The 25,007-nt window shown below is 46.7% G+C and carries 20 protein-coding genes and 1 riboswitch; of the genes, 4 read left to right on the top strand and 16 right to left on the bottom strand.

All coding sequences use genetic code 11. The features are described from left to right. Window positions 1-10: 10 nt before the first annotated feature. The 7 genes from HQN90_RS14100 to HQN90_RS14070 all read right to left on the bottom strand — a co-directional run bounded on the left by HQN90_RS14100 (window position 11) and on the right by HQN90_RS14070 (window position 10,045). Window positions 11-976 (bottom strand): ABC transporter permease, encoded by a 966-nt coding sequence (locus HQN90_RS14100; protein WP_173219458.1) that lies wholly within the window; start codon window positions 974-976, stop codon window positions 11-13. A 1,584-nt stretch (window positions 977-2,560) separates the two neighbouring features. Next, entirely contained in the window at window positions 2,561-4,063 is a 1,503-nt protein-coding gene (locus tag HQN90_RS14095) for an MDR family MFS transporter (RefSeq protein WP_173219455.1), read from the bottom strand. Between the two features lie 405 nt (window positions 4,064-4,468). Further along, a complete protein-coding gene (gene deoD, locus HQN90_RS14090; protein WP_173219452.1) occupies window positions 4,469-5,176 on the bottom strand; it encodes a purine-nucleoside phosphorylase in 708 nt (235 codons plus the stop codon). A gap of 51 nt (window positions 5,177-5,227) precedes the next feature. Next, a complete protein-coding gene (locus HQN90_RS14085; protein ID WP_173219449.1) occupies window positions 5,228-6,403 on the bottom strand; it encodes an MFS transporter in 1,176 nt (391 codons plus the stop codon). A gap of 98 nt (window positions 6,404-6,501) precedes the next feature. Then, window positions 6,502-6,601, bottom strand: a riboswitch (purine riboswitch). A gap of 53 nt (window positions 6,602-6,654) precedes the next feature. Next, window positions 6,655-7,446, bottom strand: a complete 792-nt coding sequence (locus HQN90_RS14080) for a hypothetical protein (RefSeq protein ID WP_173219446.1) — start codon at window positions 7,444-7,446, stop codon at window positions 6,655-6,657. After that, on the bottom strand, window positions 7,446-8,417 hold the full coding sequence (locus HQN90_RS14075; RefSeq protein WP_173219443.1) for an ABC transporter substrate-binding protein: 972 nt from the start codon (window positions 8,415-8,417) through the stop codon (window positions 7,446-7,448). The genes HQN90_RS14080 and HQN90_RS14075 overlap by 1 nt, the downstream gene beginning before the upstream one ends. A gap of 77 nt (window positions 8,418-8,494) precedes the next feature. Further along, window positions 8,495-10,045 (bottom strand): AraC family transcriptional regulator, encoded by a 1,551-nt coding sequence (locus HQN90_RS14070; protein WP_173219440.1) that lies wholly within the window; start codon window positions 10,043-10,045, stop codon window positions 8,495-8,497. A 214-nt stretch (window positions 10,046-10,259) separates the two neighbouring features. Here HQN90_RS14070 and HQN90_RS14065 point away from each other — a divergent pair, with 214 nt between their 5' ends. Then, on the top strand, window positions 10,260-11,336 hold the full coding sequence (locus HQN90_RS14065) for a GGDEF domain-containing protein (protein WP_173219437.1): 1,077 nt from the start codon (window positions 10,260-10,262) through the stop codon (window positions 11,334-11,336). 9 nt (window positions 11,337-11,345) lie between these two features. Here the strand turns inward: HQN90_RS14065 and HQN90_RS14060 are convergent, their stop codons facing one another. Further along, window positions 11,346-12,440: a GGDEF domain-containing protein gene (locus HQN90_RS14060; protein ID WP_173219434.1), complete on the bottom strand. Its 1,095-nt coding sequence runs from the start codon at window positions 12,438-12,440 to the stop codon at window positions 11,346-11,348. Window positions 12,441-12,590: 150 nt separating this feature from the next. Between HQN90_RS14060 and HQN90_RS14055 the strand changes: the two genes are divergently transcribed. The 3 genes from HQN90_RS14055 to HQN90_RS14045 are packed head-to-tail and all read left to right on the top strand — an operon-like array spanning window position 12,591 to window position 16,333. Next, window positions 12,591-14,057: a spore germination protein gene (locus tag HQN90_RS14055; protein WP_246362361.1), complete on the top strand. Its 1,467-nt coding sequence runs from the start codon at window positions 12,591-12,593 to the stop codon at window positions 14,055-14,057. Between the two features lie 14 nt (window positions 14,058-14,071). Next, window positions 14,072-15,181 carry a GerAB/ArcD/ProY family transporter gene (locus HQN90_RS14050; RefSeq protein ID WP_173219431.1) on the top strand — a complete coding sequence of 370 codons (1,110 nt, stop codon included), beginning with the start codon at window positions 14,072-14,074 and terminating at the stop codon, window positions 15,179-15,181. A gap of 24 nt (window positions 15,182-15,205) precedes the next feature. Beyond that, window positions 15,206-16,333 (top strand): Ger(x)C family spore germination protein, encoded by a 1,128-nt coding sequence (locus HQN90_RS14045; protein ID WP_173219429.1) that lies wholly within the window; start codon window positions 15,206-15,208, stop codon window positions 16,331-16,333. A 375-nt stretch (window positions 16,334-16,708) separates the two neighbouring features. Here the strand turns inward: HQN90_RS14045 and HQN90_RS14040 are convergent, their stop codons facing one another. The 8 genes from HQN90_RS14040 to HQN90_RS14005 form a co-directional block, all read right to left on the bottom strand. Then, window positions 16,709-17,050, bottom strand: a complete 342-nt coding sequence (locus HQN90_RS14040; protein ID WP_173219426.1) for a DUF1801 domain-containing protein — start codon at window positions 17,048-17,050, stop codon at window positions 16,709-16,711. Further along, entirely contained in the window at window positions 17,047-17,514 is a 468-nt protein-coding gene (locus HQN90_RS14035; protein ID WP_173219423.1) for a YciI family protein, read from the bottom strand. The genes HQN90_RS14040 and HQN90_RS14035 overlap by 4 nt, the downstream gene beginning before the upstream one ends. A 99-nt stretch (window positions 17,515-17,613) precedes the next feature. Next, window positions 17,614-18,858 carry a sigma-70 family RNA polymerase sigma factor gene (locus HQN90_RS14030; protein WP_173219420.1) on the bottom strand — a complete coding sequence of 415 codons (1,245 nt, stop codon included), beginning with the start codon at window positions 18,856-18,858 and terminating at the stop codon, window positions 17,614-17,616. Next, window positions 18,855-19,289, bottom strand: a complete 435-nt coding sequence (locus tag HQN90_RS14025; RefSeq protein WP_173219417.1) for a YciI family protein — start codon at window positions 19,287-19,289, stop codon at window positions 18,855-18,857. The genes HQN90_RS14030 and HQN90_RS14025 overlap by 4 nt, the downstream gene beginning before the upstream one ends. 273 nt (window positions 19,290-19,562) lie before the next feature. Further along, the gene (gene ybaK / locus HQN90_RS14020; RefSeq protein WP_173219414.1) at window positions 19,563-20,039 is read right to left on the bottom strand and encodes a Cys-tRNA(Pro) deacylase; all 477 of its coding nucleotides are present in this window, start codon (window positions 20,037-20,039) and stop codon (window positions 19,563-19,565) included. A 46-nt stretch (window positions 20,040-20,085) separates the two neighbouring features. Beyond that, entirely contained in the window at window positions 20,086-21,783 is a 1,698-nt protein-coding gene (locus HQN90_RS14015) for a S41 family peptidase (RefSeq protein WP_173219399.1), read from the bottom strand. 144 nt (window positions 21,784-21,927) lie between these two features. Next, window positions 21,928-23,289 carry a HAMP domain-containing sensor histidine kinase gene (locus HQN90_RS14010; RefSeq protein ID WP_173219396.1) on the bottom strand — a complete coding sequence of 454 codons (1,362 nt, stop codon included), beginning with the start codon at window positions 23,287-23,289 and terminating at the stop codon, window positions 21,928-21,930. Further along, window positions 23,286-23,966: a response regulator transcription factor gene (locus HQN90_RS14005; RefSeq protein ID WP_173219393.1), complete on the bottom strand. Its 681-nt coding sequence runs from the start codon at window positions 23,964-23,966 to the stop codon at window positions 23,286-23,288. Before HQN90_RS14005 ends, HQN90_RS14010 begins: the two co-directional genes overlap by 4 nt. Window positions 23,967-25,007: the final 1,041 nt, after the last annotated feature.

Below are 25,007 nucleotides of genomic sequence, written 5' to 3'. Positions count from 1 at the left end.
GTACGCTCCGCTACCATAACGCTCGCTCTCCCATCGCTCGAATAACGCGATTCACTAGAAGCACGAGCACCAAGCCGACGAGGGATTGGACCAGCCCTATCGCGGTCGTGTAGCTGTATTGCAGATTGACGAGACCAAGTCTGTAAATGTACGTACTCATCACGTCGGAAACACTGGTCACCATCGGATTGGTCAGCGCCCAGATGTGCTCGAAGCCCACGTCGAACATCCGGCCCATCTGCAGAACCAGCATGAGCGCGATCGTGCTTCGGATGCCAGGAAGCGTTACATGCCAGATCTGCCGCAGCTTGCCGCCGCCGTCCATGCGGGCCGCTTCATACAGATGTGGATCAATGCTCGACATTGCCGCCAAATAAAGAATCGTACTAAACCCTGCATCCCGCCATATGCCGGAGAACACATAAACGAGGGGCCACCAAAAGGTGTTTCCCATGAAATAGATCGGTTCAAGCCCAAACGCCTTCAGTACATAATTGACAAACCCGCTGCCCGGGGAAAGCAGTCCGATAACGATCGTGCCGAGAATAATCCATGATAAAAAATGCGGCAAGTAGAGGAGGTTTTGCACCACTCGCTTGTACCATTCCACGCGGATTTCGTTCAGCATGATAGCGAGTGCGATCGGCACAGGAAAGCCAAAAACCAGTCCATATAGATTTAGTAGAAGTGTGTTGCGCACAATCTTCAACAGCTCGGTGCTGTGCAGCAGCCGGGTGAACTGGTCCAGCCCCACCCATTTGCTGCCCCAAATACCGTCAGCTAATCGAAAATCCTTAAACGCAATGATCTCCCCATATAAAGGGAAATACTTAAATATGATGAAGTAAGCGATTACCGGCAGGAGCAGCATATAGAGAAACGGTCTGCGCTTTAGATCTCTCCATAACGATCTCCGTGATGCCTTCTGTTTGGCACGATCGGCGACTGGGGCATCTACGGCTGGTTGTGCAAGCATACTTCGTACACCTTCCTTTCTGTTTGTCAGCCTCTTGCTGCGATTCGGCTTGAATCCAACATAACAACCGGCGACTTTTCTGGAAATCTCCACTTTTTGCGACCTCATGCATCCTTTGATCGGAGGCATACACCTTTTTTGATCCTCTATGCCATTGATGATAAAACCCAGGCAAATGGCGCCTGGGTTGGGAATGGGAGGCTATTGAGGAAGTATAAAGTGGGGCGGATATCTGGGGGAGTGCTGCGAAGTACGGCGAGTTGCAGCTAGGTGCTGCGATGTGTGCGAATGCGGCGGGTTGCGGCTAAGTACTGCGTTGTGTGCGAGTTCGCCGGGTTGCAGCTAAGTGCGGCGATGTGTGCGAGTTCGGCGAGTTGCGGCTAAGTGCTGCGTTGTGTGCGAGTTCGCCGGGTTGCAGCTAGGTGCTGCGATGTGTGTGAGTGCGGCGGGTTGCAACGACAGTGCAACAACTTGCAGCGGCGTTCAGCGACTTCCAACCACATACTTATCGGAAAGCCTGCGATTATGCATCTTTTTTCTTGTTGGAATAGTCTTTAACAATGAATTCCTGCAATTATGCATGCTTTTGAAGCCTTTCTCTAACTTTAGGACGGGAAAGCTTAAAAAGCCTGCATTTTTGCAGGGATTTCCGCTTTTCGAGGCTATTTGCTTAAAAAAGCCTGCACTTTTGCAGGTTTTGCCACTTAGAAGACTCAGTTGGACCTATACGCCCCCAATCAATGGAAGCATGGAAGCAGGAATTTCCAATTCTGCCCCAGTGGAGCGGCTTCAACACTAAGATGGCTTATGAGGTTACCTCACAATGTGCCGCGGCACCGTAGTTGAGCAGGGCCCAGAAAGCACAACCAGCACTGCGACAGTCGGAATCTATCTCCGGCAGTCTTCATCTCCATCACATCCCATCTACTACAAGCCATACACCCAACTCCATCACACACTCCATCTGCTACAAAGCCACACATCCAGCTCAATCACATCCCATCTATTACAAGCCATACATCCAACTCAATCACACACTCCATCTACTACAAATCACACATCCAACTCCATCACACTCCATCTACAGCAAGCCACACATCCAGCTCAATCACAAATCCATCTACTCCAAGCCACACATCCAACTCAATCACATCCCATCTACAGCAAGCCATACATCCAACTCCATCACACTCCATCTACTACAAGCCATACATCCAACTCCATCACACTCCATCTACTACAAAGCCACACATCCAGCTCAATCACATCCCATCTACAGCAAGCCCTACATCCAACTCCATCACACTCCATCTACAGCAAGCCCTACATCCAACTCCATCACAAATCCATCTACTACAAGCCCTACATCCAGCTCAATCACATCCCATCTACTACAAGCCCTACATCCAACTCCATCACAAATCCATCTACTACAAGCCCTACATCCAACTCAATCACATCCCACCTACAGCAAGCCACACATCCAGCTCAATCACAAATCCATCTACTCCAATCCATATCCCGCTCAAAACGCAAAGAAAACCCGCATCATCCATGAAGGATAATGCGGGTTTCTCTTTGCATTTAATGACCTACCATAATTGGAATTTCTGCGCCATCCTTGGAGTCGCCTTCCGCTCTCTTCGGCTTCTTAAGCATAAGTCCGAGCAGACCGCCAACAACCGCGATACCGAGCAGAATTAAGAATGTGTAGCCAAAGGAAGAAGCATACAAGTCTAAATCCGGCTTTTGCTTGCCTGATTCGATCATGACATTTTTCATTTTCGTTGTGAATATCGTCATCAAGATTGCAATTGCGAAGGACATCATTACTTGCTGCGCTGCGTTGGTGAGCGACGTTACACGTCCAACCAAATTCTGCGGTGCGGATTGGATCAAATGGTTATTGAGCGGCATCATGAACAGTCCCATTCCCGCGCCTAGCAGAGCAAGCGGAAGCATAACGGTGCCTACCCCTGAATTGCCAGAAATATTGGATAGCAATAAAGCAGAAATTGTTGTAAGTGCCATACCCGCCAACACGAGCGGACGTGCTCCGAAGCGATCTGACAATTTGCCGCCGATTGGCATAAACAAACCGGATGCCAGTGCTTGCGGCAGCATGATTAGTCCGGTTTTGAGCGGGCTATAGCCATGCGCTTGTTGTAAATACAGCGGAACAAGGAACATCGTTCCGAACATTGCGATCTGTGAAATCCATTGCACAATGATTCCTTTGGTGAAATTGCCTGAGCGGAATACCCGAAGCTCAAGCAGCGGATTATCGCGTCTTAATTCCACGATAACGAATAGAACAAGAGCCACGATACCTACGCCAGAGCCGATCAGCGTATCCGGAGATGTCCAGGTGGATTTCCCGGTAACCGGGTCAATCCCACCGCTGGAAACACCATATACCAGAGCTGCGAAGGCGATAGGCCCTAACAGCATGCCAAGTAAATCCAAGGATGCAACCGACTGCCTTTGGATATTCGGCAGCGTACGAATTCCGAGGATAATCCCGATGACACCGATAGGAAGGTTAATCAGGAAAATCCACTGCCAGCTGTGATATTCAACTAACCAGCCTGCAACGACAGGTCCAAGCGCAGGACCTAGCAAGATAGGAATCCCCATCATGCCCATAACAGCCCCTACTTTCCCCGGTGGAGAAAGGCGATAAATGAACGCCATGGCAATCGGCACAACAACACCGCCACCTAAGCCCTGGATGATACGGAATGTAATCAACATTTCAACCGTATTGGCCAAGGCACATAGGCCCGAGCCAATCGTGAACAGACCTACGGAGATCAGAAAGATTTTCTTGGCGCCAAATCTGTCGGAAAGCCAACCCGCTAACGGAATGACCGCGGCTTGCGCCAGTGCATATCCGATTACGGTCCATTGGACCAAGGACAAGTTCAGTAATTTAAATTCTTCCTGCAGCTTGGGAAGAGCAACGTTAACGGCCGTTCCGTCCAAAATAACCATGAAAATCCCAACAACAATGGCGACCAATGGTCCTAAAATGCTGCGCATTGAAAACGGGGCTTCTTTTTCTGCTAATGATTTATCTGAAGACATGTGTTCCCTCCATCCGATTAGAGCATCCTTCGCTGTCTCTCTCTTGTCTATCCGTGACCGCGCGATGCTTAGCGGTTCATCCGTGACTTGTATGACCTGCAAAGGTATGCCAATATTACGGACAATTGTCCGTAATACCATGATGCTAACGAAATATGCGGTATTTGTCAATACGCCCAAAGGTCTTCAGGACACGGCCCTTGTCACATTTTCCAAGCTGATTCAACGATCATTTCCTGCTGAAAAGCAGGATGGGCAAAGGAAAACACCCCTGCCTCGCGGCTTGCTTCGCCCGGTTTAATCCCAGAAATATGATTAGTCTTTACAAAACATATGAACTTAAACAATAATTAAAAAAAGCTGACACCGGTTAAATACCGATGCCAGCTTGCTTGATTTGTATAATTATTGAATAGCCGTCTCAAGCGCGACAACGATCATGTCGTTAAACGTCGTTTGACGTTCTTCCGCCGTTGTGTCCGCTTCACCACTAAACAAGTGGTCGCTTACCGTAAGGATGGACAAGGCTTTAGCTTGATGCTTGGCAGCTAGTGTATATAAGGCCGAAGACTCCATCTCAACAGCAAGGACGCCATATTCAGCCAATTTTTTGACAGGTTCCATGCTTTCTCTATAGAAAGTGTCAGCCGTAAGGATATTCCCTACTTTGACCGATAATTGTTTGTCCAAGCTGGCTTGGTAGGCTTTCCTCAGCAAATCAAAGTCCGCACTAGGAGCAAAGCTGAATCCTGGGAATAGACGCTGGTTGGCACTCGAATCCGTGCTTGCTGTCATCGCGATGATCACATCACGAACCTTAACATCCTGCTGAATACCCCCGCATGTACCTACACGAATCAGTTGCTTGGCTCCATACTCGCGAAGCAATTCCGTGACATAGATGGAAATAGAGGGCACACCCATGCCAGTCCCTTGAACGGAGATTCTTTTTCCTTTGTACACGCCCGTGAAACCGAGCATGCCTCTGACCTCATTATAACAGTGCACATCCTGCAGAAATGTTTCTGCGATATATTTCGCACGTAAAGGATCACCTGGCAATAGGATAGATTCGGCAATCTCACCTGATTTAGCATTAATATGAATACTCATTCGCAAACCGCTACCCTAGAAATAAAGTAACGGTATTCACCTCCATGGTCATTAATTTATCATTCGTTCCTCAACTACTATATCAGACTTCCGGGAATCTTTGGTGGATATTCTCGCACAAACTAAAGCCAATAGGACAAAAGCAACACCTACCCACGCATTATAATAAACGGAAGATTGCTCAATAACAATACCTCCGATCGCTGACCCAAGCGCAATTCCCACATGGGACGCTGAGCTATTGAAGCTTTGTTGAATGTCCGAAGACTCCGGTGCTAATTGAATCAAATAGCTTTGTAAAGCCGGGGTAATAGACCAGCTAAGCAAGCTCCATAGGATCATAACAATAACGCTAGTGTAAATAGAAACTGTCGCAAATGGCATAAGAACCATCATAACGGCAAAACTGCTAACAATAAAAAAAATGCTTTTTTTCGGTCCAAATCGGTCCGTAATCCAGCCGCCAATTCCACCCCCGGAGACCGCTGCAATGCCGAATAGGAAGTAAAATAAGCTGATAGATGATGACCCTAGATGCAGTACTTCCTGTAGAAAGGGTGTTAAATAGGCATACAGTGTTAAATGTCCGGTTAGCATCAAAATAGAGATCATATGCGTAAATATGATTCTTTTATTTTTCAAAGAGGCGAGCTGCTGTCGCAGCGGGATCGTCACCGTTGCCGGTGTCCGCGGCAAGCCCATTTGGATCAGCACAAACGACATGATGGAAAGAATCGCGATCATCACAAAAGGAGCGCGCCAGCCAAACTGGTGGCCAAGCAGCAATCCGAGCGGAACGCCCAGCACTAACGAGCCGCTTACCCCCATATAAATGACACCGATGGCTCTGGCTCTGTACTTCACCTCAACGATCTGCGAAGCCAGTGTGATGGACAAAATGATAATCAGCGAGCTGCTTGCCGCGGAAAGGATTCGCGCAGACAGCAAAATCAAATAGCTCGTGCTCACAATTGAAATAATATTCCCCACAATAAAAGCAAATATGGCAGACAGATAAAGTTTTTTGCGTTCAACTTTTACCGTAACGGCTTGCAGCAGCGGTCCCGTGAGCGCAAAGGTCAGAGAATACAACGTAATCAGCTGACCTGCCGCACTAATGGAAATATGCAAATCCGTTGAAATCAGATCGAGAATACCTCCAACAATCAATTCCACTGTCCCTGTCACAAAACAAGCAATCGCCAAGATGAATACTTTATAATTCACTTCTACCTATCTCCTCCTCTTCCGATGGCTTCTATCCTTGGTTCTAAATCAAGATTCATCTGGAAAAAAACAAAAAAATCCTGATTACAAAAAAAGGGCAGAATACACGCTTTCTTCGTAATCAGGATTTTACGGTTCCTGGTAGAGACCCTCAAACCATATCATTGAGGTTATACGGTATGGAATTTATTTAGCAATAATAGTATGGGTTGAATAAAAAGTCAATGTATTTTGTTCGAGCAGTCGAACAATTAGGCAAGCAGCATCGCCAGGCGTTCCTCCGGGCGCAATTGGGGACAGCTAATGCAATAACCATGACTTTCGGAGCCATGTTGTATCTTGTAAGCCAAACAACAATGCCCGCGAAGCAAGAGCGGAGCGCCCTGCCACTCTGGATGTTCAAATAAGTGAAGCTTGACTGCAAATACATTGCCGCTTGTTGGCTCAAACAACACATCCCGATCTGCGAGGATGAGTCGCAATCGTTCGGTTGTCCGCCAGAGGCTCTCATCCGCTTCTAATCGGGTGTACAGATTTCTCAGGTTATGTGAAACTAAGGACCACATCACCTTGATACTTGCACCCGTAGAGGCGGAAATCGCTGCAAAAATGTGCTGTAAATGCGATTGCAGCTGCAGCACGTAGTCAACCAATTTAACTCTGCGCTCCTCGTGATGCCATGTAGACATCCTTGGCGAGTCTTCAAACTCTGTCTCATATGCCATCGCCCCTGCACTTGTCACTCTGAATCTTACAATCTCAGGAGATGCCGCCAACGGCGTATCGAATAGACTGATGGCTGCGAAGAGTCCCATAACGAACACCGAATAACGTTTGGCAAATAAGGTACCCACGACCCTACACTCAGGATCTCCGAGCTGGGCTGACTGCTGACGAAGGATCGGAGATCGTGAAGCTTCATCCAACAGCTCCGCCGCAGAGTATGGAAACAAATCATCTACGGAGCCCCGAATCGAGGTCGCAAAATAGCGCTGCAAAGAAGTAGTCAGCTCATTTCCGAAGGAAGCCGCGGTGTTCTCCATTATGGAATGATTTTGGATATTTCATCTATAATTTCTCCGCGACCGATTACTCCCCAGCCTTTAAATAGCCAAAAAGAATCCGTTTCATATAACTTGTTGTTTAACACGGCAGCGTTATTTTTCCACAAGGCACTCTCGTTCATGCTCTTGCGGTTGTCCCGCCCATTCGGATCGACCTCGAGGAAAATATAGTCGGCTTGCAGTTCAGGAATCTTTTCCATGGACAAGTCTGCCCGTTGATCCTTTGGCGTGAGCGCCGATGGAGCAAATCCTAGATCATGATACAACAAGACATTGGTTGGGTGTCCATTTTGGGCATAAAGCTGAAGATTTTTCTCTCTTACGCGCAAATAGGCAAGCTTCTTATTGTCCAGAGCCTTGATCTTCTCTCTGACTTTCGATGCTTTCACTTCTAGCTGAGCTATTTGCTCTTTGGCGACATCGACTTTATCGTACATCTCCGCAATGGTTAATAAATCTTTGGTCCAAAAGGTCGTATCGCTTTCGTAGGCAAGCCATTCGTTCCCAAGAACAATCGTTGGCGCAATTTTTTGCAGCTGCTCATAGGTCTTCTCGGCCGTTCGGCTCTCAATGAGAATAACATCCGGATCAAGCTGTGCAATGGCTTCAAGATTGGGACTATCTGCCGAACCTACAAGGGGAACACCAGTCAGCTTACTTGCCAAATAAGGCAGATAATCGCCCCCATAACGCACCTCTACGTTGACACCGCTCGGTTTCTCTCCGATGGTGAGCAGGTGATCGATATAAGCGGCCGACAGAACGACAATCTTATTAATCTTCGCAGGAATGACGGCCGTCCCTTTGAGATGCGTAATCGTTCGCGTTGATTTATCTGGAGTGGCCTTCTTTTGTTCTTGCTGAACCGGCCCCGTGTTACTGCTGCAGGCTGCCAGCAAAAATAAGAGGGTGACAGCCATGATTAATGTGGTTAATTTAAATCTAAACATGTGTTTGCCTTCCCCATTTCTGATTAATAATAATAATCATTATCATTGTAAGGAAAGGCAATCGGTTTAACAATGGATTATTCCCCTCTTTTTGCTTGAACAATATCACCATGCTGCAGTCGCAATTGGTCGGCTATGTGATTCATCGCCCACATTCGCCCGGTTGGCCCCAAGGTCTTGAACAATAAATCGCTGGCATCATAAACCTGATGATTCCTCACCGCATCAAGTGACGCCCATTCTTCAGAACTGAGCAGCAATTTCAGCCGTTTTCTGGATTCCTCCGTTGGATCCGTCATAAGAAAAATGTGATCAGGATTAAATAATGTCAGATCCTGCAGTTGAAAATCAATGGCCCACTCCTCGGCGGGAAAGCCGCTTGGCAGCATTAAACCAACATCCTCATAGAGGAGAGACCCCGTTTGATTCATGGTACCGTATATCCGGTAGAAGGTCGGGCTGACTCTTAAATAATACGCAGTCTGCTTTCCCCATCGTTCTTTGATTTTCTTCTGAAGAGCTTCTTTTCGTTCCGTATACTTATCAAGCCATATTACCGCTTGCTGTTCCCTTCCCAAAATACCGGCTATATACGATAGCATCATCCCGTAATTGTTGGAATGCTTGAGTACCGCCGTTGGCGCAATATGCTTAAGGACCTCATCCTGCTCCAAACGGTCGCTTGTAAGGATAAGATCAGGCCGCGTTTGGATAAGCTTATCATAGTTCAGTTTGACGCTGTCGAGACGGACTACGCCATGATTGAATGCATTCAGAGTTGGCACCGCATAGGTTCGTGATACCCTCTCTACATAGGATAGGGCGGCAACCGGCTTTAAGCCCAGTGTTAACAAATAATCATCCACGCCATAATACAAGGCAGCAATTCGACGGCTCTTATCCTTCATATACAGCGTTGGCGCTGTACCTTCCGCCTTCTTGAATACCCGACTGAAATAATGCTCATCTTTATACCCTACTTGCTGGGCGACATCCTTCATTTTCTCGGAAGAGAACAGCAGCTGCTTAGCCTTTCTCATACGCTGCTTCTGCACGTATTCGATGGGTGTCATATTCATTTGATCCTTGAACGTTCGAATAAAATGATTCGTGCTATAACCTGCCATACGGGCTAATTGATCGATTCTCGTATCCTTCATGTAGTTCTCATTCATGTACGCAAGGGCAGCCTCCATTCCCACTGCTGCTTCCAATTCATTCCCGTGTACACGATCGCCAGCCATGAGCAGCATAAGCAAATTGTGCAAATCATACTTTTGTTTTATTTTGTTCGGCGCATGCGAGTCATAGTGGGGACCGATCAACGAATCTGCAGCCGCTTTGACAACACGATCATCAGAAGCTGCTTGAAGCTTGCCGCTGCAAATAAAATGGGGTCGCTTCACGCTCCACTCTTTGTGATGTTTGCTCAACTGAATGCAAGAGAAGAAGATGATTGTATACTGAATTGGGTCTGCGAAATGAGACTTCCCTTCCACAATCATTCCGGGCACTAGGACAAAGAAATCTCCTTCCTTAGCCATATACACCACTTCATTAATCGTAACAACACCCCTACCATTCGTTATCACACAGACAGCATACTGGTGAATGGTTCTCTTTCGCAAAAAACTCCCTTCTTGTCCTTGATATCTATATATCCGAATTGAAGAGATAAATAAGTTTTCGAGCAGCAGGCTTGAATTAGGGTCACGCATTGTTCATCAGCCTTTCTAAGACTCATCCTTTTGTTATTTTAGTATACTACAAACCTAATATTGAAAGGCTAAACGACGATATCTATGGTAAAATTGACAAAAACGCATGTTTAGGTGACCATTGATGCAAAATTTAACCGACCAAGAAACGAAATGGGTCCGAAAAGTTTGGATTTCCTACTGGTATATAATTGGCGTGCAATTTGTGGCGCAGCTTTTCTCCTATCTATTTTTGCCCTACGATGCCAAAGTCGTTGAATTCTATTTCTATGTCCTGCTGTACCCGACTCTCAAGATGAGTCTAACCGTAAGCCTCGGCTGGGTTGTCAATAAGGCCAAGCACAAGTATTCCTTCCATACGTTATTAATCGCTGGTACGATTCTAGCTATCCTTATCATCAAGTTGAACACGGACATTCGTATTATTTCGGCCCTTTTTTTACTGCCGATTTTTGTTTCCGTCATTTTTTATCGCTTTCGATTAACTTTGTTTTCTGCCATTTTACAGCTGGTCGGGTTTCTCTTTGTATACATCACAGACGAAAGCTACCGCAACCACTTATCTAACTTTGATCTAGTTGCGATCCCCTGCTTTCTCGGACTATGCACATTACTTGCTTCTATCATTATGATCAGAGGGCGTGAACTGCAGGAAGCCTTGCTGCATACCATGACAGCGAAGCAAGAATTAATGATTCAATATGCCATCATACGCAAGCAAGCTAAGATGGATTCACTCACGAATTTATATAACCAAGCATCTTTCTATGAACATTTCGACATAGCCATGGCATACGGAGGCGATCGCAGCTCCTCATTTTTTCTTGCTTTAATCGACATCGACAACTTCAAAGCCATCAATGATACGTACGGGCATCTAGTTGGAGATGTTGTCCTTTCACGCGTCGCCAAAGTCATCAAAGAAACAATTACCACGAATGATATTGCTGCACGATACGGAGGCGAAGAATTTGCGCTGCTGTTGTTTGAAACAAACTTCGATAAAGCGATCAAGCTTGTCGAAACGATTCGGACCGCCGTGTCCAGCTTGCAGCATGAGGAGATGGCCGGAACCAACGTAACCATCAGCATAGGAATCACAAGCTATGAACCTGCGATGAGCAAAGAAGCCCTCTTTGAGAGGGCTGACATCAATTTATACAAAGCGAAGCGTACCGGTAAAAATAGAATCGTCACCTAACAACAAAAGTTAGACTTCTTGATTCGAACAAATCCGATTCCTGCCATCCATTTTAGCCTTATACAGCGCTTTATCTGCTTGCTCAATCAGCTCTTCCTTCGTATCTGGATATGTCGCAGCCCCGATTGAAACTGTAATCTGGATTCCATGACCATCATGCAGGACGAATTCGTGTTTGCTGATGGCACTTCGGATACGATTCCCAACGACTAGCGCGTGCTTGTGCGGCAGATCGTACAGCAAGACGGAAAACTCCTCTCCTCCATTCCTCGATACAATATCAAAAGAACGTGAGGTCTCCTTCAATATTTTGCCAAACTGCTTTAACACGATATCCCCATTTGAATGCCCATATGTATCATTGATCTTTTTGAAATGGTCAATATCTATCATCAGCAAGGACAAGGTTTCATTCTTCTCCATTGCTTTCTCCATCGAAGCATTGAACACTTCATCAAAGGTTCGATGGTTGTTTAACTCTGTCAAGAAATCGAAGGTCGCAGCCCTTTCCATCCGTTGAAAATGGGATTTTGCTTTGACAAGGAAGGCCGTCAAATACCCCGAAATTAATCCTCCAATCGTCATCATAATGATATAAATGACCACTGGCAAAGTACCCTTTATTCCCATGTTTATGTAAAACGCAATGGCTGTCAGAAGATTACAGACAATGAGCGAATAAATCCATTTTTTCCAAAATGTCAATTTCAGCATACCTATAACACCAAGCACTGCCGCAATAACAATGGTATTGGAAGCGGCTACAATGGCTGAATGGCTGATGACGCCAAAATACAACAACCTCATTAGGGAGATAATCAGGCCCGTGATAAGGGAAGCATAAATACCTCCGAAAAGCGCTGAGAATACAACGGCAAGCTGTCTAAAATCGAGAATTGTTCCATCAAATTCAACAGTAAAGACCATTAATATAATCCCTAGCATACCAGCAACAAAACCTAGCAGAACTTTCGTGCTCCATGACGCACTCGCATCCAGATTTCTGTTCTTGAAGATAATTTGGCTCGTTAGAAACAAATAAGCTGTAACAATGGCGAAATTGGCAATCAAATCTTGAAATATACCAAGTAAAGTGTTAGTCATATAGCCACCCCCCTTGTCCTATCTTAGCACCAACATGTCAAGAGTTTATTAGGTTATGGCTATCTTTTTCAACCTCGGATGCAATGTTTAAGACTCTTCTATGCATAAAACAAGGGTAAATTATGGATACTACGGTAAAAGGTGATGTGTATGGATCTCCCAGGCTCAGTTGATCTTTTCGAGGAAACCTTGAAAAGGCTGCTCCATAATTGTTCGGATCTTGTCGTGAAGCATGCTAATGATAGCCTTACGCTCATTTATTTCGGTAATTTAATTGACTCCAATCTCGTTCACCATCAACTGCTCGGCTCGCTGCAGCAAATCCGGCTAGACCCCTTCTCCATGGAGGGGCTTGCCCAATTAATCCCGGTCGGCCAGACGGAGCTTACTTGTGAAATGGAGCCGGCGATGACCTTGCTGCTGCGTGGTTGGACAGTCGTCTATAAAGTTGGCTATTCGGACGCCCTACTGGTCAACACCGCGAAGCAGCCCAAGCGCACGCCATCCATAGCCGAAATCGAAACGAATGTAATCGGGCCTCAGATCGGCTTCACCGAATCGCTGGAAACGAATGTGGGTATCGTTCGCAGCTATATAGCCCATGAAAACCTGTGTAATGAATCACTGGAAATTGGTGAACTTACGAGAACTCAGGTGCAATTGCTGTACTTGAAGGATGTGGCTGAAGAGCAGACCGTCAATACGCTGCGTCAGCGTATTGCTGACCTCAAGATAGACGGCGTTATCGGCAGTTCCGTGCTGGTGCAGCTAATTGAAGATAATTCGATGTCGATCTTTCCTCAATTGATTTTGACCGAACGGCCTGATCGTGTCAGCTTCAGTTTATTGGAGGGCAAAGTAGCTCTCCTTGTGAATGGCAGCAATTTCGCTATTGTAGGACCAAGCACCTTCCTTGATTTCTTCAAATCACCGGAAGATCATTACTTGTCTTGGAATATTGCTATGTTCATCAGAGGATTGCGATTTTTCGCCATTTTCATCTCGATCCTGATGACCCCTGCTTATGTCGCAGCATTAACATTTCACTATGAAACCATTCCTCCCAGTCTGCTTGTTCCTTTGGCACAGTCGCGTTCCAAAGTACCGTTCCCGCCTTTGTTTGAATCGTTATTTCTAGAAGTGACCATCGAGCTTCTACGCGAAGCGGGGGCTAGGCTGCCAACCAAGGTTGGACAAACGATGGGCATTGTGGGTGGTATTGTTATCGGACAAGCGGCGGTTCAGGCCGGATTTACGAGCAACATTTTAATTATGCTTGTCGCTTTGGCTGCCCTGTCCTCATTTACCACACCTATTTACTTAATGGGCATTAGTATCCGATTCGTTCGTTTTCCGATGATTATTGCCGCTGGTATTTGGGGTGGAATCGGCATTGTTTTCACGATTTGTTTAGTACTCATCCATCTATTGCGTCAAACGAGTCTTGGACATCCGTATATGCATCCCATCTTTCCCCCGCGCTGGAGAGACATGATGGATACTGTCTTCCGGCTTCCCTTTCCATCGCTCTCTGGGCGTTCTACCTTTACACGCACGCCGAATAAGCAAAGATTCAATAGGGACCAAGCGAAGCAGAAAAAAGATATCGACGAGTAGACGGGTGATGAGCAATGAAAATCTCGGATAAACCGAGGCAAGGGTTACTGTTTCAAGCATTCTTGCTTGTTTTCGTGATTAGCAAGGCCCAATTGAGCGTTGGCGTGCTCGGATTCCAGCGAGTCATTTTTAAATCTGCCGGTCATGATGCCTGGATTTCGGTTATTATAGCTGGTTTAGCTGCACACCTTTCCATCTGGTTAATGATTCGAATACTAGCGCATTATGATTCTGCGGACTTGTTCGGCATTCATCATGCCTTATTCGGCAAATGGGTAGGACGGTTGTTTAGTCTCCTGTTCATGATGTATTTCGCGTTCTATGTCTTGACAATCTCCCGCACCTATATAGAAACCGTTCAATCGTGGATATTTCCCGATTTCCCGACATGGCTCCTTATGCTGCTTCTTATTGTCTTAATTGCCTATGGCTTGACTGGCGGAATTCGCGTGATTATTGGACTGTGCTTGTTTGGTTTCGGTTGCTGGATTCTGACCACACTATTCTACTATGCAGCTGTGAGGCATGCCCAGTGGAGCTTTCTCCTTCCTATCATGGAAGGTACTCCTTCTCAGTTGTTAGAAGGTGCTAGCAAAATGCCGCTGACTCTTGCAGGATTCGAGGTCATTTTCTTCCTGTATCCGTTCATTCGAGATCCACAAAACGCTAATCGCTACGCGCAAATAGGTGTTCTTATCAGCAACCTGTTTTATTTGTTCGTTATGGTCGTGTCGATTGTTTATTACAGTCAAAATCAGATGCCAAAAACGATTTGGGCGACTTTTAGTTTTTTGAAAATCATCCGGTTCCCGTTTCTGGAACGATTCGAATTCATCGCTATTCCGCTCTGGATGCTTATCCTTGTCTGCAACTTAATGTTGTTTACATGGGTCATCCTACGTGGCATGAAGCGTGTTTTTCAGCAAAATCAAAAGCGATCACTAGCCGTATTCTGCGCTCTGCTATTCGCATGCTCCTTTCTGTTTCAAGAGCACGGACAAATTTATAAGATGAACTCCATCTTGAACTCGGTATCGACCTATGTGATCTTTCTATATCCCTCCCTTCTTTATCTATTCGTGAAAACCGTACATGCCCTTAAGAAGAGAACCGTTCATCGCTAGAATTACTCTCGAGGAGTGAAAGGCGTGAGAAAATCACTTTGTCTATCTGTATTGTTGAGCATCGTTGTTTTGTTCTCAGGATGTGTCAAGCCGTTCATTTTAGAGAACTTGGCGCTCGGCATTATTATTGGATATGATTCTCTTGACAATGAACGCATCCTTACAACATCGGTCTTGCAAAAAATCGATCCGAGTGCTAGAGAAAAGACACAGGTCGTCGCCAGTACGGCCTTCACCAGTAGAGGTTCGCGCATTTCTTCGAATCGAGAGCTAAGCAAATATTTGGTTGGCGGACAGGTGCGGGTCGTGATGTACGGCAAAAAACTTGCCTCCAAAGGAATTATTGATCTGGTGGATACGCTAACCCGCGACCCAACGCTCGGTGATATGATTTACCTCTGCGTAAGCGATGAGGAAGCTTCGCACATTTTAACCCACCGTTATCGGGAAATATCGAATATCGGCATGTATCTCTATGAGAACTTAAAACAAAACTCGGAGAGAGAAGAACTGCCTTCCCCAACCATCCAAGACTTTCTTCGTGATTATTACAGTGAAGGCAAAGATCCCGTCGTTCCTTTGCTGAAACGGCGGGGGAATGAGGTATATATCAAAGGTCTGGCTTTGTTTCATGATGGCCATATGGTTCATGAAGCTTCTCCGCGACAAGGATATCTGCTTAAATTACTGCTCAATACTAGGAAGCCAGGATACTTTGAACTCGCAACTGATGCTGAGCCTTTGACGAAGTACCTGAAGCATTCAGGTAAAGAGAAAGAGGTCAAAATTGTGTTCAGCACGGTGAAAAGCAGCAGTAAAATTAAACTCCTTGATTCGAAGTCTCCCGAATTCATGGTATCTGTTTCCATGTTCGGAGATCTCCAAGAAATTTCAACCCCTTACTCCTTTGATAAGCCTGAAGCTATAACGGCATTAGAAAATGAAATCGGCAAAAAATTGAAAGAGGAAATCGAAACTTTTGTGGCGAGTTTGCAGAAGCATGAGGCTGATGCTGTCGGGTTCGGCGAGATTTATCGGAGTAAAGTAAGAAATTCAAAGCTAACCAAAAACAAATGGCACCCCATGTTCAAAGAGGCGAAAATTAACGTTCGGGTCAATTTTAAATTGAGACATACCGGTGCTATTGAGTAATTGATCCATACACGGAGGGCGAGACGGCCTTTTGGGCTGGCACGGCTGGCATTTGCCGGAGTACAGCCTTCTTCGCGCGGTGAGCCAGCCTTTTTGGCAGGCTCAGAGCAGGGGCGATGCTTTTTCCCTTCTGAGACGGCCTTTTCGGCTGGCTCGGCTGGCATTTGCGGGAATATCGCCTCCTTCGCGCGGTGAGCCTGCCTTTTTGGCAGTCTCAAAGCCGGGACGATGCTTTTTCCCTTCTGAGACGGCCTTTTTGGCTGGCTCGGCTTGCATTTGCGGGTTGTTAGCCTCATAGACACTAGGCTTTTTCATATGTCTTTGAGAACTGGTCCAGATTCAATGAGAATAAGAGGCTTATCGCCTATTAAGCAATCAGAGTGCTGCTGACGCTTGGCTTACCAACGCTGAGAGTAAATTGGCATCGACTGCCTGCCCTTGCCGCAGTTTGATTGTTTTTCTTTCTGGTGGACCGTCAAATAGTCCTTCAGGAACATTCAGTTCACTTGCATTAAAAATGGTGAAGCTGACTGCGTCTTTAGATGTTGAAATAACAGCAGCATATTTGCCATTTTTCAAAAAATGCGGCTTTTTATATTGAATGCGCTCCTGAACGTCTGGAATCGCTTCATAGACAACATCCCGAAGACAAAAACACAGCTCTGCTTGCCACGGTTCTTTTAAAGCTTCAATAAATTGACTAACTTCTTGATTCATATCTTATTCCTCCAGTTTGCTTCTATTGGCGAGCTTTTTTTGAGCATATCTATTTGCTCTTGCAGATCAGCTTCTATCACGCTTCTTTGCGGATCTTTATCTGGCTTCACAGGATCGAAGAGCCGGCGCAGCTCAATTTCGCCCTCCCCATAGCCGTGAGGATCCGGCATCCGCATCGCCCATCTGATGGCCTCTTCCTCAGACTTCACTTCAATTAAAGTAAATCCTGCAATCAGATCTTTCTCTCCGTCAAAAGGGCCCACGGCTACTTTCGGCTTACTCGCTCGTGCCGGAAACGAGATACGCAGGCCACTTGAACTTGGCTGCAGCCCTTCAGCAGCAAGCAGTACGCCAGCTGTGGCCAAAGACTCGTTGAACGCTTCCATCGCCTTCACAAGTTCCAAGCTGGGCATCACACCCGCTTCCGAATGTTTGTTTGCTTTCACTATCAACATATATCGCAATTGCGTTCCCTCCCTGTACTGATTAAGGCCGGGTGGCAAGATCTGCCTTCCCCGTCTCTATCTGAACGACGAATGGGAAAGGGCGGAATCGACATAGATTTATAATTCAGCGGCTCGCTTCAGCAAAAGATCACGTTCGCGCTCATTGTGGGTCAGCGAAGCAGCACGTTGGAATTCTTGGCGGGCTTCTTCGATGCGGTCCAATTTCGCCAGGAGGTCGCCGCGTACGCTGGGGAGCAGATGGTACCCCTTCATGGAAGGCTCAGACATCAGATGATCAACAATTTGCAGGCCAAAAGCCGGACCAAACGCCATCGCAATGGCCACCGCCCGGTTCAATTCCACGACTGGGGATGGCATCACCCGCGACAAGGCTTCATATAGGGCGGCAATGCGCGCCCAATCCGTCTCCGATGCGCTGCGTGCCGAAGCATGACATGCGGAAATTGCCGCTTGCAGCGCATAGGGACCTAGAGGGCGTCCAAGCGCTCTGGCGCGCTCGAGCGCAATCAAACCGCGGCGGATCAGCAGCTGATCCCATTGCGCGCGGTTTTGATCCATAAGGAGAATAGGCTCTCCATGAGGGCCTATTCTCGTTTTCAACCTTGATGATTGAATCTCCATCAGCGCAACAAGCCCGTGAACTTCCGGCTCCGCAGGCGCGATTTCGGCCAACATGCGCCCGAGCCTCAGCGCATCCTGACACAGCAGCGGGCGAATCCAGTTTCCCCCGGAAGTCGCCGTATAACCTTCGTTGAACATGAGGTAAATAACTTCAAGTACGGTGGATAGACGCTCCTTAAACTCCTCGCCTACCGGCGCTTCAAAAGCAACTCGCTTTTCGTTAAGTGTCTTCTTCGCTCGCACAATTCGCTGAGCAATCGTCGATTCAGCGACAAGAAACGCATGCGCAATTTCATCGGTCGTAAGCCCGCCTAGTAGACGCAGGGTCAGCGCTACACGCGCGTCTTGGGACAGGACTGGATGGCAGGTTGTGAAAATCAACCGCAGGAGATCATCACGGATCTCCCCATCCACCCCCATGTCCAGGTCCTGCTCGGTGTACATCACGCTGCCGCGGCCAAACTCCTCATACTTCTTGTCCCGCAGCTTGTTCCTGCGAAGCAGATCAATAGCTCGCCGTTTCGCAGTCGTCATCAGCCAAGCACCGGGATTGTCCGGAATGCCAACCTCCGGCCACCGTTCCAGGGCAATAACAAGAGCATCCTGTGCCAGATCTTCTGCGAGACCAACGTCACGAACCATCCGTGCCAGTCCGGCAATCAGCCTGGGAGATTCAATTCGCCAAATGGCATCAATACGCTGGGCAGCCGCAGATCTCACGTTCGTTTAAGCCTTTCCAACTGTTCGCGAAGCGTCGCTTCTTTGGCCAGCGTCTCGGGATCCTGAGTCAAGTCTGTCGGATCGAATACTTGCCGCAGCTCGATTTCTCCTTGACCATAACCATGCGGGTCCGGCATACGCATCGCCCATTCGATCGCTTCTTCTCTGGATTTCACCTCAATGAGTGTATAGCCGGCTATGATTTCTTTCGCCTCGGTGAAAGGACCATCCGTTATTTTCGGTTTGCTGCCAGGCTCCGGATAAGAAATTCGAATCGCGTTCGCGCTGGCATGCAAACCATCGGCAGCCAGAAGCACTCCGGCTTTGACCAGTTCTTCGTTGTATCTCTGCATCGCTTCGACAAGCTCTTGACTGGGCATTACACCCGCCTCGGAATCTGCTGTTGCTTTAACGATCATCATGAATCTCATCGTATTTTCCTCCTCAATTGTAAATAAAACTGGGCATACCCATCTGATATCATTGGCACGCTACTATATACATGACGAATACATAGCAAATATATCGACACAACCTGAAAATAATTTCTGCATTTTTGGCTATTCATTCGTCATTAATGAGGCGGATCCCTCTTCAACGATGCCTCTGATTATTAAGAAAACCTCTATCGAGGCCATTCCAAGAGGAGCGACCGCGTATAGAGGTAGCTTGCTTTGTTCTAGCCATGAAATAGAAAATTCGCTTCAGCTATAAGCAATATCGACAAGGTGCCCCTCGGAAGCTGCGGCTAAATCTGCCCCGCTCAGGAAAATTTGCAACCCACGGCGACCGCCGCTAATACTAACAAGCTCCATTAATTTGACGGATGAATGCAAGTAAAAAGGATACTTTTTCTTCATGCCAAGGGGGGAGACACCACCCCGTATATAACCTGTGAGAGATTGAATTTCTTTCACGGACACCATTTCAACTTTCTTATTGCCACTCGCTGAAGCCAGACTCTTCAGGTTCAGTTCCTGATTTCCAGGAATGCAGGCTGCTATGATACCGGATTTATCCCCTCTCAAGACGAGAGTTTTGAACAACTGGCTGGTCTGCAAGCCAACTTTAACCGCCACGGTTGCTGCATCCAATTGATTTTCATCCCAATCGTATTCGTGCAGCGTGTATGGCATATTCAAAGAATCGAGTATCCGGCAGGCATTCGTTTTAATTGACATCGTTAACCTCTTTCATGCTGTTTTATAGATATTAAAATTAACTGCTCTACTTCATGCTTTCCAAAGCCTGAATCGCATAGTTCAGCTCAACATCCTGTCCTTGAACATATTTGTCTTCAAAAGTTTGTTCATTTAAGGGGATTTTAATATCAGGAATTGCTCCGCCTTGCCCCTTGTCGTCACTATCTCCTTGAATCATTTTCTCTTGATTCAGCGACCTGCCATCCGGAAACTGCAAGATGTAGCCTTCCGGCATTTCAACTTGAATAGGGCTTGATACAACGCCAAATGATCCATTTGTAGACGTAAATCCAACAATTCGGACATTGGGCAAGCCCTTTGCCGCAATCGGCAAGCCTTCTCCAGAACTTCCTGTTCTTTGATTGATCAAAATAGCTAACTTACCGCCATAGTAAGGCTCTACGGGTTTGATCGTGCGAGTTTCAATGGCATTGATTTCGAATTTTCCAGCCATGTGATTGTAATAGCTTACATATTCATAAAACTTCGGCTTATTCACCAAATAACCTGCCATCGCAGTAACCAGGTCATCACTTCCCCCGGGATTGTCACGTACATCAATAATCAAGCCTTTTATTTGCTTGGCCTGAAACTCTTTCAGTATATCTCCCCATACTTTATCCGGATTAGACATGGTCGTGCCTGGAAGAAAATATCTGATCTTCACATAACCATATCCGTTGCTTAGAACTTCGCCTTCTACCGGCGCATCCGTTTTATTTAATTTTACTTTTGTTTTCTTTAGCGTCTCGTAACTGTCGTCATACGCCTTTAATGTTACTTTTTTTATTTCATTTTCGCCTTTATTTTTAAAAGAAATCGGAATCTCTTTTCCAATTGGGGCTCTCGCCATGAATCGTCCTTGATTATAAAGCTGGTACCCTTCCGTAGCCATCGGGTTTTCGCTCCAGTAGGTGGCTCGATAAGCTTCTCTCGCCTCTTTTCCATCCCATGAAATGATCTCCGCGCCAAGCTGGATACCGCTTTGTTCAGCGGGACTGCCCGCTAAAAGCAAATTGACCAACACCTTGCCCTGATCCAGTTGAATCGTACTAAGACCAAAGCCTCCGCCAACTTCTTGTTTGAAAACCTGATTATCATCGTACAAGTTCTCATTCATAATTTTGACATGCCCGTCTCGAAAAGAAAAAAGATACGCTCTTAACGTTTTATAGTATAAATCTTTGTTCTTTTCTTGCTCTGCTTGTTGAAACAGGGGTTCATACTTATTTTTCATGGCCGTCCAGTCTACCTTTTTCCAATCCCCAAATGGGTATTCTCGGGATAGCCGCTCGTTCAATTGTACAAAGGCTTGGGAATAGCTCAATTGACTAAATTGGCTCACCGGATTGAAACGAGACTCACCCGCCAGCATCAGCGATAGGACAAGAGGGAGAATACCCAATACACATTGGACGATTCTTAGAACCCTGTATTTGGGCATGGGGATGCGACGAACCGGTTTAATTACTTTATTGACCGTACATACAAAAAGTATCGCGGTCACTGCGTAGAGCGATAACGCCAGTAGGGTCGTGTCACCATTTAACACACTTGCTATCGCAATAAGAAGGCCTGCGCTAGGCAAAAAATCAAACCATCTGACATATTTTCGAATAGGTACTGCATACCACACTAAAAGAATCAAATTGATTGCAAATAACAGCAGGTCATACACAGTGAACCACTTCAATGAACCAAATAGATCTCCTACCATGCTCATTCGTCATCTCCTTCATATGAGGCTTACGTTACTCATAAAGCTTAGAAAAGAAATGTGAACGGAGCGTGAACGCGATTGGTTATTAGTGGAATTAATTATCAAATTACGCCAAAAATACCGGCACCCTCAGGTACCGGTTTTCGTTCAACGCGTATTTGGCCGAGTGCTCGGAATATGTATGGTGAACTTCGTACCTTGTCCGACGGTGCTTTCTACTTCAATGTTGCCATGATGGTGTAAAACAATTTGCTTCACAATAGCAAGACCTAGACCGCTGCCCATGCTGTTGCGCGATCGATCCGTTTTGTAAAAGCGCACGAAAATATGGTTCAGTTCCTCAGGCGTAATACCAATCCCTGAATCCTTCATGACGACTGTATACGAATGGGTATTGGCGATGAGTTCGATACGAATCGTTCCATTGTCAGGCGTGAATTTGATGCTGTTCCCAAGGAGGTTAATCCACACTTGATTGAGCTGATCGGGATCAGCCGTGATTTTCGCGGCAAGCGGCAGCCGCAGGTCGATCCGAATATGTTTGGCAGACCACAGCGGCTCGCAGGAAACCACGACCTGCCGGATTTGTTCATCAAGGTTGAACGTTTTTGCCACAAAAGGATGATGTTTCGATTCCAGAGAAGCAAGCTTGAGTAAATTATCGCTAAGCCGGGACAGTCTATCGCTTTCCTTCAAAATGATATCCAAATACCGTCCCCGATTCTCCGGTGTTACGAGATGGTCGAGCTTGAGCGCTTTCGCAAAGCCCGAAATGGACGTTAACGGCGATTGAATCTCATGCGAGACATTCGAAACAAAATCCTGACGCATCATCTCCAGCTGCTTAAGCTCACGGGCCGTCTCATTGAAGCTTCGGGCAAGAATCCCTAATTCGTCTTTTCGCTTCATCTTCAATTCCACATCGAAATCGCCCCTAGCGAGTCGTTTGGTTGCTTTCGTCAATAATTTAAGCGGCCTCACCAGAAATCTCGCAGCAATAAGAATGCATAGGCTGCCTATAACGAGCACAAGAAGCAAAATCGTAATCAAAAACCGGGTTAGGGCATTTTCATTTTTGGAGGACGTCTGCAAAAAGAGCGCATAATCCTGACCTTCGAACGCAAACGGAAGCCCGATGTACATGGCCCCTTCAGCTTTGACCTTCGATCGGTACAGTCCGCCTTTGAGCACATGCTCAGTAGTCTCCTGATCAATAACAACAGCCTGCCCTTTGTCAGGCCCGAATAATTTCTTGTCACCTGAGGCAGAAAACACTTGAATCGGGTACACCGTCAACTCGGCTGCTTTCTCCATAAACGCTTCCAGATCCTGAGGCTGAGTTTGTTGATAAAGCCTTACGAGGTTATCGCCTACCTTGAGCATATCGTTTTGTCCCAGTTCATTTAACTCTTTTTGAAATATGGCGACTCCGATAATGAAGGAGGAGATTAAGCCGATGACAATAGCAGCCAAAAAGGTGAGCACAACACGGACATATAAGCTCTTCATCCTGCATGAACCACAAGTCTGTAACCAAGACCGCGTGCCGTTTCAATATAAAAATGCTTCATATCGCTGGCAAACCTCTGCCGCAGCCTCTTGATGTGCACATCCACAGTCCTGTCGTCGCCCTCGTAGTCCATCCCCCAAATTTGAGTGATCAGTTGCTCCCGTGTGAAAATTTGGCCTGGATGGCTGGCCAGCTTGAACAGCAGCTCGAACTCTTTTAAAGGCAGTGCTTGCTCTTCATCCCCGCGAACGACCTTGTAAGTTCCAAGATTCAGCAGAATCTCACCCAGTTGTATTACCTTGGAGGAGGATATCCGGGATCGTTTCAACAACGCTTTGACTCGCAGCACCAGCTCCACCGGATCGAACGGCTTCGCTAGATAATCGTCTGTCCCCAACTGAAAGCCCTTCACCTTATGCCCCGACTCCCCTTTGGCTGTCACCATTAAAAGAAGGATATGCGGATCTCGCTTTCGGATTTCTTTGCATAAATCCCAGCCATCCATCAGCGGCATCATAATATCAAGAATAACAAGCTCAACGAGCTTATCCGCCAGCAGCTCAAGTGCTTCTTCTCCGTTCACCGCTTCTATAATGTCAAATCCTTCATTTTGCAAAAAGAAGCTCATCAGCTCGCGAATGTGCGCGTCGTCATCCACAATAAGTATTTTGGTCATTTAACTATGAACTCCTTTTGAAAACCTTTTTCTAATCCCATCATACAGCATGGGCAGCCTATCGTAGAACCCTCATTGGAGGGGGCTTGGACCTCATTTATAAATAAAATGCTCCTGCCTATGTGCAGGGGCATTATTTACAAACATCTATTACATTTATAGATCTATTTTCATTGTAAGTTGAACTTTATGTGAAGGTCAAATACGAAGTGGAGGCTGACGGCGCTCCTTGACGGCCTTTTCGGCTGGCTTAGCTTGCTTTCGCGGCGATGAGGCCCTGCCTCGTGTGGCTAGACGGCCATTTTCGCGCGATGAGGCTCTGGCAGCAGGGTAATTCCTGCGATTATGCATCCTTTTCGCCTTGGAAATAAGCAAAAAGGTGAAAAGCCTGCAATAATGCATCCTTTAGAGAACTTTTTTCGATTCTCGGCCGAAAACGCTTAAAAAGCCTGCACTATCGCAGGCTTTCTCGATTTTCAGACGATTTGAGCGAAAAAGGATGCACTATCGCAGGCTTTTCAAAATCGGTGCGGTGAGACGGCCTTTTCGGCAGGCTCAGCTGGCTTTTGCGGCCATGCGGCCTCTTTCCCGCGGTGAGACGGCCTTTTGGGCGGGCTCAGCTGGCTTTTGCGGCCATGCGGCCTCTTTCGCCCAGTGAGACGGCCTTTTCGGCAGGCTCAGCTGGCTTTTACGGCCATGCGGACTTTTTCCCGCGGTGAGACTGCCTTTTTGGCAGGCTCAGCTGGCTTTTACGGCCATGCGGACTTTTTCCCGTGGTGAGACGGCCTTTTGGGCGGGCTCAGCTGGCTTTTGCGGCAATGCGGACTTTTTCCCGCGGTGAGACGGCCTTTTCTCGGCAGGCTCAGCTGGCTTTTGCGGCCATGCGGACTTTTTCACTCGGTGAGACGGCCTTTTTGAGACGTCGAACAACTCCTCAACAAACCCCCACCCATCCTCTCCACAGCTAAAACGCAAACTTTTTAGCTGCAAAAAGGCATTCCTCGTCCATTCGCCTCACTCTTTGTTCCCTCTACTTAGGAT

The organism is Paenibacillus alba, from assembly GCF_013204855.1.
GTDB lineage: Bacteria > Bacillota > Bacilli > Paenibacillales > NBRC-103111 > Paenibacillus_E > Paenibacillus_E alba.
This window is presented reverse-complemented; position numbering and strand designations above follow the sequence as displayed.

Coding starts and splice junctions, on each gene's coding strand:
- HQN90_RS14100 (WP_173219458.1), bottom strand. CDS start 976: ATGCTTGCACAACCAGCCGTAGATGCCCCAGTCGCCGATCGTGCCAAA.
- HQN90_RS14095 (WP_173219455.1), bottom strand. CDS start 4,063: ATGTCTTCAGATAAATCATTAGCAGAAAAAGAAGCCCCGTTTTCAATG.
- deoD (WP_173219452.1), bottom strand. CDS start 5,176: ATGAGTATTCATATTAATGCTAAATCAGGTGAGATTGCCGAATCTATC.
- HQN90_RS14080 (WP_173219446.1), bottom strand. CDS start 7,446: ATGGAGAACACCGCGGCTTCCTTCGGAAATGAGCTGACTACTTCTTTG.
- HQN90_RS14075 (WP_173219443.1), bottom strand. CDS start 8,417: ATGTTTAGATTTAAATTAACCACATTAATCATGGCTGTCACCCTCTTA.
- HQN90_RS14065 (WP_173219437.1), top strand. CDS start 10,260: ATGCAAAATTTAACCGACCAAGAAACGAAATGGGTCCGAAAAGTTTGG.
- HQN90_RS14060 (WP_173219434.1), bottom strand. CDS start 12,440: ATGACTAACACTTTACTTGGTATATTTCAAGATTTGATTGCCAATTTC.
- HQN90_RS14055 (WP_246362361.1), top strand. CDS start 12,591: ATGGATCTCCCAGGCTCAGTTGATCTTTTCGAGGAAACCTTGAAAAGG.
- HQN90_RS14050 (WP_173219431.1), top strand. CDS start 14,072: ATGAAAATCTCGGATAAACCGAGGCAAGGGTTACTGTTTCAAGCATTC.
- HQN90_RS14040 (WP_173219426.1), bottom strand. CDS start 17,050: ATGAATCAAGAAGTTAGTCAATTTATTGAAGCTTTAAAAGAACCGTGG.
- HQN90_RS14025 (WP_173219417.1), bottom strand. CDS start 19,289: ATGAGATTCATGATGATCGTTAAAGCAACAGCAGATTCCGAGGCGGGT.
- ybaK (WP_173219414.1), bottom strand. CDS start 20,039: ATGTCAATTAAAACGAATGCCTGCCGGATACTCGATTCTTTGAATATG.
- HQN90_RS14015 (WP_173219399.1), bottom strand. CDS start 21,783: ATGAGCATGGTAGGAGATCTATTTGGTTCATTGAAGTGGTTCACTGTG.
- HQN90_RS14010 (WP_173219396.1), bottom strand. CDS start 23,289: ATGAAGAGCTTATATGTCCGTGTTGTGCTCACCTTTTTGGCTGCTATT.
- HQN90_RS14005 (WP_173219393.1), bottom strand. CDS start 23,966: ATGACCAAAATACTTATTGTGGATGACGACGCGCACATTCGCGAGCTG.